The following is a 14,355-nucleotide window of genomic DNA, read 5'->3' as shown; positions in this document are numbered from 1 at the left end:
GGTGGACCTCCTGGGGATCGCGGGCGCTGTCAGTTGATGCGGATCAGGCGGGCCTTGAGCACGGCCAGCAGGCCGCCGTCCACCTGCACGTCCGCCCTGCCGTTGATGGTCACCGAGCGCCCGGACAGCTCCAGCGTGCCGGTGCCCGCGTCGAGGGTGATGCCGCGGTCGGTGAGGGTCAGCGAACTCGCCGTGCGCCTGCCCGTGCGGTCGCGGACCGTGATCTCGGCACTGGTGCCGCGCTCGTTCAGCAGGACCTCCAGGCGCCCGTTGCCCGTGGCCAGCCGCACACCGGTCACGCCGCGCGGCGTGTCGAGCAGTTCGACGCGGTTGCCGGAGCGGGAGACCAGGGAGCGGCGGTTGACCCGGCCGCTGGTGCGGTCCACCAGCGGCACGTCGTGCGGCGAGGGCGCGTCGACGCCGTTGTAGAGCCCTCCCAGCACGTAGGGGTGGTCCAGCGAGCCCTGCTCGAAGCCCACCAGGACCTCGTCGTTGACCTCGGGGACGAGCACCCCTCCCCCGCCCCGGCCGCCGAACTGCACGGTGCGGACCCAGTCGGTCACGTAGTCGTCGGACAGCCACGGGAAGCGCAGCTTCACCGACCCCCTCCCCTCCCGGCCCGGTTCGCGCACGTCGGTGACGACGCCGATCGCGAGGCCGGGCATCCGCGGACTGCGCGCCGGGGCGCTGGCCCCGGTGATCAACCCGGTGAGCGAGCGGTCGGTGGACGCGCTGATCACGACGGTGGTGCGGTAGCCGCCCTGCGGTTCCAGGACGTGCCGCACGGCCGTCGCGGTGTAGCGGCCGGAGAACGCGGCGCCGACGTTGCCCAGCGCGACCGGCACTCCGGCGCGCAGGGCCGGGTCGCCGGCCACGACCGCTTCGACCTCGCCCAGCGAGGCGCTGATCGACGCCGCGACGGAGCGCGCGGCGGCCGTCGTCTCGGCCTGCGTCCGGTAGGGGGTGTCGGTGACGAGGAAGCGGGAGGACGTGCCGAACGGCGCACCGGCCTCCACACCGGTCAGCCCCGGCTGGACGGTGTTGCTGCGCACGGCGGGTTCCCGCGCCACCAGCGGCTTCTTGGTGGTGGGGTTCCAGCCCCGCACCTCGACGGTGCCGACGCCGTCGGCGGCCGTCAGGGCGGCGCGCAGCGACAGCAGGTTCCGCCCGTACTCCAGGACGAACGGGCTGCTGGTGGCCGGGGTGCTCGGTGCGGGCGCTCCGGCGGCCGAGCGCGGCTCGACCAGTTCCAGCCTGCCCCGGTCGTCCATGCTCAGCACCACGCCGTTCTCGCTCGCGAGGTGCTGGAGGAAGTCCCAGTCGGAGACGCCCGCCTGGCTGATCTGCGCGTGGGTGACGCCGGTCGCGTCGATCCGCCCGCACGTCAGACCGGCGCCCTTCGCGACCTTGCGGACGATCGCGGCCACGGTCATGTTCCGGAACGCCACGACCTTGCGGCCCCGGAACAGCCGGTGCGCCTTGCTCAGCGCCCGCACGACGGTGAACGAGCCGGTCGAGTCCATGTCCAGTTCGACGGCGGTCACCTCGCCGGTGAACAGCTTCACCCCGGCCTGCCCGCGCGCGGTCACCACCGAGACCACCACCGGTGAGCCGATGGTGAGCTCGGTGGCGCTGAGCAGTTCGTGGTCCGGATCGCGGTAGACCAGCTCGGCGCTGTCGGGGAGTCCCGCGTTCTCGTCGACCACGCAGCTGACGAGCTGCTTCTGCCAGGCCGGTGGCAGTTCGGTCGGCACCTCGACCACCGGGTCGGCCGCGAACGTCCGGCCCGCTGGACCGCTCACCGGGACACCCCGCTCTCCAGCTCGTCCAGGCCGGGCACGACGAGTTCCCTGCCCGGCGCGAGGACCATCGGGTCGTCGATGTCGTTGGCCTCGGCGATCACCCGCCACGCCGTGGCGTCCCCGTACTCCCGCCACGCCAGCAGCGGAAGGCTGTCGCCCGCCACCACCCGGTGCGTGCTGCGCGCGTCCAGCGACCCCGACGTCGGGTTCTGTCCCGGTGTGCCGACCCCCGCCTCCTCGATCGCGAGCGAGCAGGTGGCGCGCAGCGGCGTCCCGTCGACGTCGAACAGCGAGTAGGCGACGGAGAACGTCGTGAGCACGCCGTCGAACGCGGTCGTGGTGGCGGTGCCCCAGTCGAACCGGACCCACGGGCTCGCCGGTTTCTTCGCCGCCAGGCTCTTGGGGGTGGGCACGCACGCCAGCATCAGCTGCTCCACCTTCTTCTCCACCGACTTGTCGTGGGTGGAGGTGGCGTCGAGGAACACCTCCAGCGACAGCGAGCGCGGCCCGCTGCCCACGAACTCCGGCAGCGACGCCTGCTCCGCCATCCGGGCCGGTTCGCGCCGCCACTCGGTCGACTTGCTCAGCGAGAGCTTGTCCGGGTTGAACTGGAGCTGGACCCGCGCGATCGTGCCGCCGGGCTTGGCGCCGACCTTGGCGGGCGGTTCCATCACGGTGAGCTGGGCGCGGGCCCTGCTGGTGCGCCTGGACGGCATGGTGCTCCTCCTGCGTTGCCGGGGTGGGGTGCGGTGCTCAGGTGGGGCGCAGGCCCTCGTGGGCGATCTCCAGCGTCTCGACGGCGGCCTGCGAGCTGGTCGGGTCGAAGGAGGGGCCCTGCCAGCGGACCGGGACGATCCCGAGCACCTGCCAGCTCACGATCGGGCTCAGGTCGGGTTTGAGGGCGACGATCTCGCCGTCCTTGGGCTCGACCCGCTGGATCACCTGGTCGAGCCACCGCGCGACCTTGGTCGTGTCGGCGGTGACGGGCCTGGTGAGCGTGATGTTGGTCCAGGTGATCCGCCCGGGGAGCTGCCAGGCGAAGCCGTTGTTGCCCCCCTCCGCGAACTGCTCGATCTGCACCTCGGCGCCGAGACCGGTGCACGTGTGGAACGCGCCGAGGTCGTTGCCCCCGATGGCGAGCGTGAAGAACACGCTCGTCGCGAAGATGTCGTCCGTCATCGCACTCTCCTCGTGACCGCTCAGCGGCGGCCGTCGTGCGGCCGCCCGATGCGTTCCCGCCCCCGGCGCAGCTCGGCCCGCACCTGGCCGAGCACCGGCCCGATGAGCCGCCGGGCCAGGTCGTCGAGGTCGGGTGCCGCCGGCCGGTTCGCCGGGCGTGGCTCGTCCCCGGCGGTCGGGGGAGACGACCTCGGCGCGACCGAGACCGACACCGGCACCCCCGGCGGGACCCCCGCCACGCCCTCGCGCTGCACGACACCGTTCGGGCGGGGAACGGACGTGCTCGGCGCGGGACGGCTCGGAACCGGAGGCAGGACCGGAGGTGGTGGGACCGACGGCGCGGACGCGGCCACCGGGAGCGGGTTCGGTGTCCCACGGGACGACCGCGCGGGTTCCGGCCGCACGGCACGCCGCTGGACGACCTCGCTCCGGGGGTCCTCCCGCCGGGTCGAGCCGGGTCCGCTCCGCACCTGTTCCGGCCGCACGACCGCGCTGCCGGGCGTCGTCGCCTCGCGGACGGCCGGACGCCGACCGGCCGCCCGCTGGACGGCCGGCTCGGCGAGGGCCGCGGTCCGCACGACCGGCACCACCGGAAGCCCGGTGGTGCCGGTCCGCACGCCGGTTCTCCCCCGGTCGGCGGACGCCGGATCGGCCGACCTCCGCACGACCGGTGCCCCGGCGGGCTCTCCGGCGACCGATGCCCGCGCAGCCGGTGTCCCGACCGTTTCCCGAGGAGCCGATCCCCGCACGACCGGCGCTCCAGCCGATCCCCGCACGACCGGCCCTCCGGCCGACTGCTCGGCGGTCGATCCCCGCACAACCGGTGTCCCCACCGTCTTCCCGGCGACCGATCCCCGCACGACCGACGCTTCAGCCGATCTCTGCACGACCGGTGTCCCGGCCGACTGCTCGGCGGTCGATCCCCGCACGACCGGTGCTCCAGCCGATCTCCGCACCACCGGTGCCCCAGCGGTTTCCCCGGCGACCGATCCCCGCACGACCGGTGCTCCGGCCGATCTCCGCACGACCGGCCCTCCGGCCGACTGCTCGGCGGTGGATCTCCGCGCGGCCGGTGTCCGGGCGGGCGACTCGCCGGGGGGCGCTTCCCGCCCGGCCGGTGTCCCGGCAGCCGATGCCCGCACGGCTGTTCTCCCGACGGGCTCCCCGGAGGTCTCCTCCCGCACCGCCGGTCGTCCCACCGGTTCCGCGGGTACCGATTTCCGCGCGACCGGTGTCCCGGTCGACTTCCCGGAGGGCGACCTCGGCACGGCCCGCGTCCTGGCGGGCGGCTCTCCAGCGGCCGTCGTCCGCTCGGCCGGTTCCCCGGCGGCGGATCTCCGCGCGGTCGGCTGCGGCACGGCGGGGGCCGCGTGGTCACGCGCGGCCGGAGACCCCGCGACCGGGTTGCGGCGCACGGCCCTGCGGAGCAGCGACGCCGCGGTCGGCGGCGACGGGCTCCGCGACGCGGCACCGCCGGCCGTCACCGCGCTGCGCAGCACGGGAGTTCCCGGCGCCGGCCCCGGCGAGCGGCTGTCCGACGGCGAGGCGGGAGTTCCGCTCGTCGCGCCCCGCGGTTCGGGCTCTCGTCTCGGCGACCTCCACCGCGCCAGCGGGCTCCGCGCGGCCCGCTGGAGGACCGGCTCCGCGCTCCGGGCCGTCCCCTCCCCACCGTCGCGCGGTTCGGTGCGCCACCAGGAGATCCGCGCGGCGGAGGTTCCCGTGCGCTGAACGGCGGGGCGTGCGCCGTCGCGGGGTGGTCGCGGCGCGACCGCCTCCCGCCGCCCACCGCCGGAACCGTCCGGTGTGGACGGACCGCCGCCAGCCGCCAGCGGCCAGTTCGGGCGGACCACCGGACCTCGTCCGCCGGTGGTCCGGCCGGGAGCGCTGGACCCCTCCGCCGCTGCGGTGCCCGCGCTCAGCGGTCGTCCGGCGAGCAGCGGTCGCGACCGCTGGACCGGCGCAGCGGCCGGTCGCGCCGCGACGGCCACCCTGGGCAGCACGACCGGGGTTCCGGTGGACCCGGCGACGGGCCGGGGCCGCGTCCTGGTGGGCGGTTGCACCTCGCGCCGCCCACCGGGAACCACGGCGGTGACCGGCAGCCCCGGCAGGGGCGAACCGATCCCGGCCCGGTTCCCGGCGGCGGGCGGGCGCCGGGGCGCGCCACCGAGCACGGGGGCCGTCGTGTCGTCGTTCCCCGCGGCGGCGCGCTGCACCGGCGGAGCGGTCACCCCAGCACCCACCGCCGGCAGCGGTCTGCGCGCCACGACCGGTGTCCGCGCCGCCGCGAGCGGGGGCCGCGTGCGCGTGGGCCGCACGGCCGCGGCACGCCGCGCCGCGTCGGCCGGGTCCGCCGCGCGCTCCACCGGGGCGGGCGCAGCACCGGGCACGGCCAGCAGCAACCGGCTCCCTCCCGGACGCTCCGCGCGCTGGACGGGACGCAGCACGCCGTGCACGAGTCCCGCCGGTGCCGAGGACAGGACGGCGTGCCCCGGTTCCGAGGCCAGGACCGGGTTCTGCCAGGAGGCCAGGCGCGAGCGGAAGCGCAGGCCGTCGGAGACGCCGACCGCGTCGAGCTGCACGGTGGTCGGCGACGGCGGCACCGCGCGCCACCCGCCGTCCGGGGGAGGAACCCCGGCGGCGGCCGACGGGACCGGCGCCCGTTCCGCCGCCGGGGCGCCGGGCCGGGGTCGGAACCTGTCCCAGATGCTCACCGGCTCATCCGCCCTCGTTGATCCGCGTGTTGATCCGCGCGATCTCCCGCACCCAGCGCTGCCGCTCGTGGTGGGTGAGGTCGAGGATCGCGTCCCTCGGCCAGTGGAAGTGGTAGGCCACGTACGCGACCTCCTCGTGCAGCCGGTCGACCGCGTACGTCACGATTCCCCCAGGCGGCCACCGGCCAGGTCGACCTCGAACGAGCCGCTGCACAGCGGGCACGTGACGGCCGCGAGGGTGTGCCCCTCGCTGTTGATCCGCCGGTAGAAGTCCTGGAGGAACGCGATGTCGGTGGCGTACATCTGCTCGACGACGCCCGCGTGCACGTCGGTGACCGAGCCGATGGAGGTGATCACCTGGGCGAGCAGCACGACGCTCAGGTACGCCGGGTTCTCCTTGACCCGCAGGTCGATCTGCGGCCGCAGCTCGTCCCGCGCGGTCGCCAGGCGCATCGTGCCGTGCCGGTGGAGCACGCCGTCCGGGTCGAGGTAGCCGCGCGGCAGCTCGAACGCGAACTCGGTGCGCGGGTCGGGCCCGGACCGCTGCTCCGGCCGCTCCGCGGTCTCCAGCAGTTCGTCGAGGCCACCCGCGGTGACGGAGCGCCGTCTCATTCGACCACGATCTCCTCGAACGTGATGGTCACCGTCTCGGTCGCGGCGCTGGACTCGCCCGCCTTGAGCGACGGGCCCTCCCACTTGCTCGCCCACCCCTGCATGAGCTGGATGCGGCGCACGGTCTGCGACTCCGAGTCCTTGATCTCGATGGTGAGGTTCTGGCGGGCGGCGTTCACGGCCCCCTTGTTGAGGGTCTCCTTGATCCAGTCGGTGAACGAGCTGCTCTTGTCCAGTCCGCGCACGATGGTGATCTCGCCGCTCTGCCGCGCGCCGGGCTGCTTGCGGATGATCTGCTTGCCGTCGGAGGTCACCTGCCTGACCTCCACGACCTCCTCCTCCACCGTCAGCCCGCTGATCTCCTGGACCGACTCGACCAGGTAGCCGCCGAGCTGGACGCCGAACACGTGCGTGGAGAGTGCGTCGCCCTCTGCCATCTCTTCTCCTCATCGCCTTGCCGTGCGGTCTCTGGCCGTGCTCTCACTCGTCGACGAGGCTGGTGCTGTCGGAGAACTGGGAGAGCCGGAAGATCACGAACTCCGCCGGTTTCACCGGTGCGACACCGATCTCGCACACCACCTGGCCGAGGTCGATCGACTCCTGCGGGTTGTTGTCCCGGTCGCACTTGACGTAGAACGCCTCGGCGGCGGTGCGGCCGAACAGCGCTCCCCTGCGCCACTCCTCGGTCAGGAACGCGGTGACGTTGCGCCGGATGCTCGACCACAGCCGGTCGTCGTTCGGCTCGAACACGACCCACTGGGTGCCCAGCAGGATCGACTCCTCGAAGTAGTTGAACAGCCTGCGCACGTTGAGGTAGCGCCACGCCGGGTCGGAGGACAGGGTGCGCGCGCCCCACACCCGGACGCCGCGGCCGGGGAACGGCCGCACGCAGTTCACCCCGATCGGGTTGAGCAGGTCCTGCTCGTTCTTGCTGAGCCGCACGTCGAGGTCCACCGCACCGCGGATCACCTCGTTGGCCGGGGCCTTGTGGACGCCGCGCTCGGCGTCGCTGCGCGCCCACACACCGGCGACGTGGCCGCTCGGCGGGACCGTGGTGTTGCGGCCGGTGGCCGGGTCGAACACCGTGATCCACGGGTAGTAGAGGGTCGCGTAGCGCGAGTCGTACCCGGCGCCGTCCAGCCGCCACGACCGCACCTGCTGGGCGTTGAGGCCGGGTGGCGGGTCGAGCACCGCGACCCGGTCGCCCATCTGCTCGCAGTGCGCGATGATCGCGAGCTGCGCGGTCTTCACGCCCTCGGCGTCGATCGCGCCCTGCTGGTGGGCGCTCATCAGGTCGGGCGCGGCGACGATCGTGATCTCGTCGATCGCTTCGAGCCCGGCGAACCCGGTCCTGGCCTCGGCGTCACCGACGTACTCACCGGCGTCGAGCTTCGCCAGGCCGCCGTCGCGCGGCGGCGCGGCTGGCACGGTGACGGTCTGCTTGTCCGGGCGTCCCTGCACCGCGCCCTGCGGTTCGACGACCTCGACGAGCTTCGAGCGCTCGCGGACCTGGGTGACGACGTTGCCCTTGACGTTGCGTCGCGTGGACACGTCGAACGTCTCGACCACCTTGCCGTTCTGCCGGACCAGCAGCTTGAAGCGGTCCTCCGGCGGGTTCTCGCCGTCCGCGTCGGCGACCTCCACGGTCACCTCGGCGTTCGTCCCCGGCAGCGCGCGGACCTGGAAGCCGCCGAGCGCCACCGGATCGGCCTCCGGCACCTCGGCGCGCGCCGGGCCGCCGACGCGGACCACGTAGGCCGTGCCGCCGCCGTTGGCGAAGTAGCCGTACACGGCGTGGGCGAGGTAGGTGCCCTCGGTGAACCCGCCGAACCGCTGCTGGTACTGGTCCCAGCTGGTGACCAGCAGCGGTTCGTGGAACGGCCCGGACTCGGCGAAGCCGACGAAGGCGGCGACGGCCGTGCCGACCCCCTCGATGGGCCTGGCCCCGGTCTGGACCTCCTCCACGTACACGCCCGGGGAGAGGTACGACGGCATGTTCGCTCCTTCGGCAGATCGCTTCGGTCTGCTCAGATGCTCGTCCGTCGCCGTTGCCCGCCAACAGGTTCGGCGAGCCCTCGCCGGGGGCAACGCGGCTGCCTCCGCCGGGCACCGGCGCGAACGCGGCGGCCACTCAGGTGCCGTCGAGCCACGGACCGAACTCGCTCTCCAGCAGCAGCCGCCCGAGCTTGCGGTACTCCTGCACGACCGCCGTCATCACCTGCGCCATGCCGACCGGGCGGCCGGTGTCGGCGGCGAGGTAGGCGGCGGTGATCGCGCACGCGCGGATGGAGCCGCCGGCCAGCTCGAAGCGCCGCGCGCAGAACTCCAGGTCGAGGTCGTCGCCGCGCGGCAGCGCGGTGCCCAGGCAGCGGTCCCACAGCGCCAGCCGTCCCGCGGCGTCCGGCACGGGGAAGTCGGCCACCACGTCCAGGCGGCGGGTGAACGCCTCGTCCAGGTTGGCGCGCAGGTTCGTGGTGAGCACGGCGATGCCGTCGAAGGACTCCATGCGCTGCAACAGGTAGGCCGACTCGACGTTGGCGTGCCGGTCGTGCGCGTCCTTGACCTGCGACCGCTTCCCGAACACGGCGTCGGCCTCGTCGAACAGCAGCACGCCGTTGACGTGGGCGGCCTCGGTGAAGATCCGCTCCAGGTTCTTCTCGGTCTCCCCCACGTACTTGTCCACGACGGCGGAGAGGTCCACGACGTACAGCTCCACGCCCAGTTCGGCGGCCACCACCTCGGCGGACATGGTCTTGCCGGTGCCCGACTCCCCCGCGAACAGCGCCAGCACCCCGCGTCCCCTGCCTCCTCCCGGCCGCATCCCCCACCGGCCGAGCACCTGGTCGCGGTGCCGCGCGCGGGTGATCAGCTCGGCGAGCTGCGTCCGGGTCCGCGGCGGCAGCACCAGGTCGTCCCGCCGCACGGCCGGGGTGATGCGTCGCGCGAGCCGCTCCAGTCCCGCGCCGTTCTGCGCCCGCACGGCCGCGCGCACGTCGTCGGCCGCGACGGGACGCTCCTCCAGCGACGCCAGGGCCACCGCGACGGCCGCCGCGCGGCGCACCTGCTCCGCGGTCAGCCGCAGGGGCGCCACGACCTCGGCCAGCTCGGCGCCACCCAGCTCGGGCTCGCGACCGGCGGCGTCGGTGAGCGCGCGCCGCCAGCGCTCGGCGCGCTGCCGCGTGCCGGGGCGCGGCACACCGATCACCAGCGGACCGCGCGCCGCCCACAGCGGGTCCCAGCCGTGCGCGCCGTGCACCACCAGCGGCACGCCGGTGGCGCGCGCGATCAGCGCGCGCAGCAGCGCCAGGCGTTCCGGGCGGCGCGGGTCGAGCGACTCGACCGGGCCGAGCACGACGCCGCCGCCGCGCAGCCGCGCCTCCCGCACCAGGGCGGGCAGCACGGTCGCGGACGCCGTCGCGGTCAGCTCGGCGAGAGCGGTCACGTCCAGCACGACCGCGCCGCGGCCGGTGCGGGCGAGTCCGGCGACGGCGATCTCGGCGGCGTCGCCGTCGGTGCCGCTCAGGTGCACCAGGCCGGTGCCGATCGCCGCCGCGACCCGCTCCACCACCGGGTCCTCGGTCTGCGCCGGGCCGGTCCGCACCACGGCGAGGCCGCGCAGCGCGACGTCGGGCTCGTCGTCGCCGAGCAGGTGGGCCACCACGCGGTCCGGCACCCGCAGGGTGCGCGACAGCGCGGGCCGGTCGTCGTCGTGGACCTCCACGAGGCCGCCCGCGACCAGCGGCGCGGTCGGCGAGAGGAGGAACCGGCCCGGTCCGGCCGCCGGCAGGCCGCACAGCTCCAGGGCGAGCCCGGCGGTGGGGCGGCGGCGGGTCACATCGTCGTTGAGGTAGCCGTAGAGGCGCTCGAACCTCGCGTCGAGCTCCGGCGCGACGGCGACGAGGAGGAGCTCGACGTCCAGCGCGCCGAGCCCGAACCGCTCGGCGAGCCGGTGCAGCCGGGTGCCGGGGGCGGTCGGCGTCGGGATCACCGGCTGCGCCGGGGTGCTCGGGGCGTCGAGGATGCGATCCACGGACTCGGGGGTGAGGTAGAGGCCGCGGTAGGGGTCGTCGGGGGCGGGATCGGTGGCGCGCCGCGCCGCCACCGCCCGCCGGACCCGCTGCTCGACGAGGTGCACGTGCGCGAGCAGGTGGCGCAGGTCGTCCGGCGACCGCACCAGCTCCCGCGTCACCGGGTCGTGCTCCCGCGGCGGCGGCGTCTGCTGGCGGGCTCGCGCCGGGCGCGGGCGGCGGCGAAGCCGTCGCGGGTCTCGGCGCCCTCGTAGCGCAGCCTGCGGACGTCCTCCGGTTCCGCGCCGGGCGTGGCCGACGGGGCCGAGCGGACCACCAGCCCGTCGGTGACGGGCGGCCCGGCGGGGGTGTGCTCCCCGCGCAGGGGGGCCGTGACGCGGACGTCCACGGCGGGCCGCAGCTCACCGCCGAGGGCCGACCACACGTCCGAGGCCGACGGCCCGCCGCTGCCCGGCCCTGACACGTCCAGCCCGACGGCGAGCCCCAGCTCGGCGAGCGACCCGGTGAGCAGGCGCGGTGCCAGCACGTCCGTGCGGACCAGGCAGCGCAGCACGTCGGACAGCAGGCGGTGCTCGTCCTGCGGCCGGTTGGTCCACGCGGTCACCAGGTAGGTGAGCTGGAACCAGCGCGGTGGTCCGCGCCAGCCGACGACCACGCCGTCGCCGTCGTGCTCCTCGGCGGAGCCGGTGCGCCGCCGGGCGACGTCCTCGCGGATGTCGTAGAGGAACACGCTGACCGCGGGCGCGTTGCGCTTGGCGCTCCACTCCCTCGTGGGCGCGTCGAAGACCAGTTCGACGCCGGACTCCTGCACGCCGCCCTCGACCAGCAACCGGCGCAGGCCCTCGTCGACCTCGTGGATCATCGCCGCGCCACCAGGTCGGGCGGCCCGAACGTGCCGCTCACGACGAGGAAGGGCGTGGTGACGGGACTGAAGCCGGGGCCGCGCGCGGTGATCGTGCGCGGGCCGGTCTGGTCCTTGGTCAGCACCAGGAGCTGGGCGGTGAACCGCCCGTCCGCCGCGGGCCGCGCGGGCGCGGCGGACGCGGTGATGCCCGGCGTCCAGGTCAGCGCCACCGGCGCTCCCGGCGGGAAGTCCACGCCCCGCACGGAGGTCACGAAGCCGGGCTTCCCGATCGGCGGCACGGCGACGATCCTCGGCTGCCGCACGCGCAGCGGGGTCGTGGCGCGGTTGTCCGCCGCGTTCGCGTCGGTGCCCGTGGTGCGCAGCTCGCCGATGACGGTGCTGTCCAGCACGGCGTTCGGCGCCAGGACGATCCGCAGCACCGCGGTGGAGCCGGGCGCGAGGTCCGGCAGCGCGCACTCCGCGGCGGAGCAGCCCGGCGGCACGGACACCACGGGCACGCCGCGCGGCAGCCCGAACGTCAGGCGCAGACCGGTGGCGAGCGCGTTCGCGCCGTTGCGGGCCGTGTAGGTGACCGTGATCCGGCCGCCGACGTGGCCGGGCTGCGGCTGCGCGCCCACGGTCAGCGCCGGACCGGCGAGCGGTGGTGACGGCGGCGGTGACGGTGACGGTGACGGAGGTGGGGGTGGTGGGGGCGCGGGCGGCTCGGGCGGAACCGGTGTCGGCGGTGTGGTCTCGGGCGGCTGGGCGTCCACCACGGGCACGACGGTCGTCGCGGCGTTGTCGGCGGGTGCGGGGTCGACGACGGTGCCGGCCACCGACCAGCCGACCTCCTGCCGGCCCGCCGCCGCGCCGGTGACCGCGGCGGTGACCACGACGACGGCGCCCGGTTCCAGCACGCCCAGGTCGCAGCGCAGGACCGCCGCGTCGCAGGTGCCGCGTCCGGTGCTCAGCCCGTCCAGCGCGAGCCCCGCCGGGACGGACACGGTGACCGCCGTGCCGGGGGACGCGGACGGACCGCGGTTGGTGACGTCCACCGCCACCGAGGTCGCGGTGCCGACCTCCAGCGCGGGCGTGCCGGGCGGCGCGGCGGCGGCCAGGTCCACGGACTGCTGCGTCGCCGGTTCCTTCTGCCTGCCCGGCAGGTCCGCGCCGAAGGGGGTCAGCGCGCCGCTGACGAGGTCGAGGGCGAACAGGCGCTCCGGGGTGTTGCGCGCGAGCCCGCGCCTGGCCGTGAGGACCACGCGCGTCGCGTCGGCGCTCCACGCCACGTCGCGGGGCTGGTACGGGCCGGTGCCGGAGGTGTCGGGCAGCTCCCGGCCGCACGCCCCCGGATCGTCGCGCAGCCCGACCGGCAGCACGACCTCGCAGCCGGGTCCGGCCGAGGAGGCGATCAAGACGCCGGTGCGCTCGTCGTCCCTGCCGCCGCCGCTCTTGCGGTTGAACGCGATCCGCGTGCCGTCGGGCGAGAACGCCGGGCTGTCGTCGATGACGTCGCAGTCGCCGGGGCAGTGCCGGGCGCTGAGGTCGTCCTGCTCCTCCAGCGCGTCCGCCGCCGCGGTCCACACGTGCTTGTTGCCGACGCTGCCGTTGATCACCATCTCCCTGGTGAACGCGACGGTGGTGCCGTCGGCGGACCACGTCGGCTGCGCGTCGGAGGTCTCCGCGTCTCCCGGCACCGCGCCGACGACGGCTCCCGTGACGGCGTCGGCGACGACGATCCGGCTGGTGCCTCCCGCCGGGCCGGCCCCGCCGGGCGACTGCCTGGTGAACGCCAGGAACCGCCCGTCCGGGGAGAACGCCGGGTCGGTGTCCCAGTCCGCCGGTCCCCTGCCCTGCGACGGCAGCGGGCGCGGGTCAGAGCCGTCCGCCTCGACCAGCCAGATGCGCTGGATCCGCCCGGCCGGGGAGTCCTCGAACCGCGTCACGACGATGCGCCGCCCGTCGGGCGTGTAGCTCTGCCGCTCGGTCCACGGGTCGAAACCGGGGGCCGGGTCGAACAGCGGGTCGCCCGCGGGGTCGGTGCTCGGGTCCTCGCGCAGCACCGTCACGCCCAGGTCGCGCGGGTCCCCGCCGTCCGGGCGCACGTCCTGGAGCGTCGCGGTGAGCCGGTCGGGGGCGTTGGTCCTGGTGACGACGACCCGGCCGCCGTCGAGCGGGCCGAGCCAGGTGGGCGTGTCGAGCGCGCGGTCCTCGGTGAGCACCGGCACCGCGGGCTCCGCCGAGCGGGCGACGGCGCGGTACACGCGAGGCGGGCCGTCCAGCGGGCCGGGACTGGTGACCAGCACGCCCTCGCCGTCGGGCAGCCACGCCGGGGAGCCGCTCCGCCAGGACGCCTGCTCGCCGCCCAGCAGCGGCCCGCAGTCGCACACACCGTCGATCATCTTCGCCAGGACGCCGGTCTCCGGGTGGTCGAGCACGTAGGCGATGCGGTTGCGGTGCACGTCGTCGTCCACCGGGTTCCAGTCCGGGTCCAGCGCGGACCCGCTCGGCTCGTCGGTCTCGCGGGTCGTCGTGCCGTCGGCGAGCGACATCCGGTAGATCTCGCGGCCCCGCTCGGGGTCCTGGTCGCTGGAGAACGCGAGGAACGCGCCGTCCGGCGACACGTCGGGCGAGGTCTCGTCCGACGGCGTGTCCGTGAGGCGCAGCAGGCCCGTGCCGTCGGTGCCCACGCGCCACAGGTCGCGCTGGACGGCGTCGCCCGTCCCCGACGGCTCCGCGGAGTCGAACACGACGAACGTGCCGTCCGGCGACAGCCGGGGCCGTCCGGCGTCCCGGTCCGAGGTCAGCCGCCGCACCGCGCCGCCGGCACCGCGCAGGTAGACCTGCTGGCGCGGCCCGTCGCGCAGGCTCGTGAACACCAGCAGGTCCCCGCGCGCCGAGCCGGACCGGTCGAAGTGGGCCGGGCCGGGACCGAACAGCGGATCGCTGACGCCCCCGTTCGTCGCGACGCCCAGGCCGAGGTGCTCGGTGCCCGCGTAGACGATCCGTCCTCCGGCGGGATCGTCCGCCTGCGCGGCGGCCGGTGGGGCGGCGAGCCGCCCGACGACCACCGGAAGGGCGCACAGCAGCACGCCCACCGCGCCCAGTGCGCCCACCCTGCGCCGTGCCGCCGTGCCGCCCACCGCTCACCCCGTGATTCCGCGCCGCCGGTCCTCGTG

The 14,355-nt window shown here is 75.4% G+C and carries 12 protein-coding genes; 1 reads left to right on the top strand and 11 read right to left on the bottom strand.

Features of this window, described 5'->3' with window-relative positions:
* Window positions 1-29: 29 nt before the first annotated feature.
* From IMZ35_RS17780 to IMZ35_RS17765, 4 genes are read right to left on the bottom strand one after another with little or no spacing between them, the layout of a single operon-like run.
* Window positions 30-1,802, bottom strand: coding sequence for a VgrG-related protein (locus IMZ35_RS17780; RefSeq protein WP_199442209.1), 1,773 nt, complete (start codon window positions 1,800-1,802; stop codon window positions 30-32).
* Entirely contained in the window at window positions 1,799-2,518 is a 720-nt protein-coding gene (locus IMZ35_RS17775; protein ID WP_199442208.1) for a CIS tube protein, read from the bottom strand. Before IMZ35_RS17775 ends, IMZ35_RS17780 begins: the two co-directional genes overlap by 4 nt.
* A 37-nt stretch (window positions 2,519-2,555) precedes the next feature.
* Window positions 2,556-2,981, bottom strand: coding sequence for a phage tail protein (locus IMZ35_RS17770; protein WP_199442207.1), 426 nt, complete (start codon window positions 2,979-2,981; stop codon window positions 2,556-2,558).
* 20 nt (window positions 2,982-3,001) lie between these two features.
* Window positions 3,002-3,598 (bottom strand): hypothetical protein, encoded by a 597-nt coding sequence (locus IMZ35_RS17765; RefSeq protein WP_199442206.1) that lies wholly within the window; start codon window positions 3,596-3,598, stop codon window positions 3,002-3,004.
* 436 nt (window positions 3,599-4,034) lie between these two features.
* On the opposite strand from IMZ35_RS17765, the gene IMZ35_RS17760 reads away from it, so the two are divergent.
* On the top strand, window positions 4,035-4,709 hold the full coding sequence (locus IMZ35_RS17760; RefSeq protein ID WP_199442205.1) for a hypothetical protein: 675 nt from the start codon (window positions 4,035-4,037) through the stop codon (window positions 4,707-4,709).
* Window positions 4,710-5,696: 987 nt separating this feature from the next.
* Here the strand turns inward: IMZ35_RS17760 and IMZ35_RS17755 are convergent.
* The 7 genes from IMZ35_RS17755 to IMZ35_RS17725 form a co-directional block, all read right to left on the bottom strand.
* Window positions 5,697-5,855 carry a DUF6760 family protein gene (locus IMZ35_RS17755; RefSeq protein ID WP_199442204.1) on the bottom strand — a complete coding sequence of 53 codons (159 nt, stop codon included), beginning with the start codon at window positions 5,853-5,855 and terminating at the stop codon, window positions 5,697-5,699.
* Entirely contained in the window at window positions 5,852-6,304 is a 453-nt protein-coding gene (locus IMZ35_RS17750) for a hypothetical protein (RefSeq protein WP_199442203.1), read from the bottom strand. The genes IMZ35_RS17755 and IMZ35_RS17750 overlap by 4 nt, the downstream gene beginning before the upstream one ends.
* Entirely contained in the window at window positions 6,301-6,741 is a 441-nt protein-coding gene (locus IMZ35_RS17745; protein WP_199442202.1) for a phage tail protein, read from the bottom strand. Before IMZ35_RS17745 ends, IMZ35_RS17750 begins: the two co-directional genes overlap by 4 nt.
* Window positions 6,742-6,784: 43 nt before the next feature.
* Window positions 6,785-8,299, bottom strand: coding sequence for a phage tail sheath family protein (locus tag IMZ35_RS17740; RefSeq protein WP_199442201.1), 1,515 nt, complete (start codon window positions 8,297-8,299; stop codon window positions 6,785-6,787).
* 136 nt (window positions 8,300-8,435) lie between these two features.
* Window positions 8,436-10,493 (bottom strand): ATP-binding protein, encoded by a 2,058-nt coding sequence (locus IMZ35_RS17735; RefSeq protein ID WP_438816879.1) that lies wholly within the window; start codon window positions 10,491-10,493, stop codon window positions 8,436-8,438.
* Window positions 10,490-11,194: a Pvc16 family protein gene (locus IMZ35_RS17730; protein WP_199442200.1), complete on the bottom strand. Its 705-nt coding sequence runs from the start codon at window positions 11,192-11,194 to the stop codon at window positions 10,490-10,492. The genes IMZ35_RS17735 and IMZ35_RS17730 overlap by 4 nt, the downstream gene beginning before the upstream one ends.
* Window positions 11,191-14,319 (bottom strand): DUF11 domain-containing protein, encoded by a 3,129-nt coding sequence (locus IMZ35_RS17725; RefSeq protein ID WP_199442199.1) that lies wholly within the window; start codon window positions 14,317-14,319, stop codon window positions 11,191-11,193. Before IMZ35_RS17725 ends, IMZ35_RS17730 begins: the two co-directional genes overlap by 4 nt.
* Between the last annotated feature and the right edge of the window lie 36 nt (window positions 14,320-14,355).

The organism is Umezawaea beigongshangensis, assembly GCF_016464305.1.
Taxonomy (GTDB): domain Bacteria; phylum Actinomycetota; class Actinomycetes; order Mycobacteriales; family Pseudonocardiaceae; genus Umezawaea_A; species Umezawaea_A beigongshangensis.
Note: the sequence above shows the minus strand (reverse complement) of the source record. Positions and strands in the feature narration are given on the sequence as shown.

What these genes read in the sequence shown, in the direction of transcription:
- IMZ35_RS17770 (WP_199442207.1), bottom strand. Translation starts at nt 2,981, where the DNA reads ATGACGGACGACATCTTCGCGACGAGCGTGTTCTTCACGCTCGCCATC.
- IMZ35_RS17730 (WP_199442200.1), bottom strand. Translation starts at nt 11,194, where the DNA reads ATGATCCACGAGGTCGACGAGGGCCTGCGCCGGTTGCTGGTCGAGGGC.
- IMZ35_RS17745 (WP_199442202.1), bottom strand. Translation starts at nt 6,741, where the DNA reads ATGGCAGAGGGCGACGCACTCTCCACGCACGTGTTCGGCGTCCAGCTC.
- IMZ35_RS17775 (WP_199442208.1), bottom strand. Translation starts at nt 2,518, where the DNA reads ATGCCGTCCAGGCGCACCAGCAGGGCCCGCGCCCAGCTCACCGTGATG.
- IMZ35_RS17740 (WP_199442201.1), bottom strand. Translation starts at nt 8,299, where the DNA reads ATGCCGTCGTACCTCTCCCCGGGCGTGTACGTGGAGGAGGTCCAGACC.
- IMZ35_RS17750 (WP_199442203.1), bottom strand. Translation starts at nt 6,304, where the DNA reads ATGAGACGGCGCTCCGTCACCGCGGGTGGCCTCGACGAACTGCTGGAG.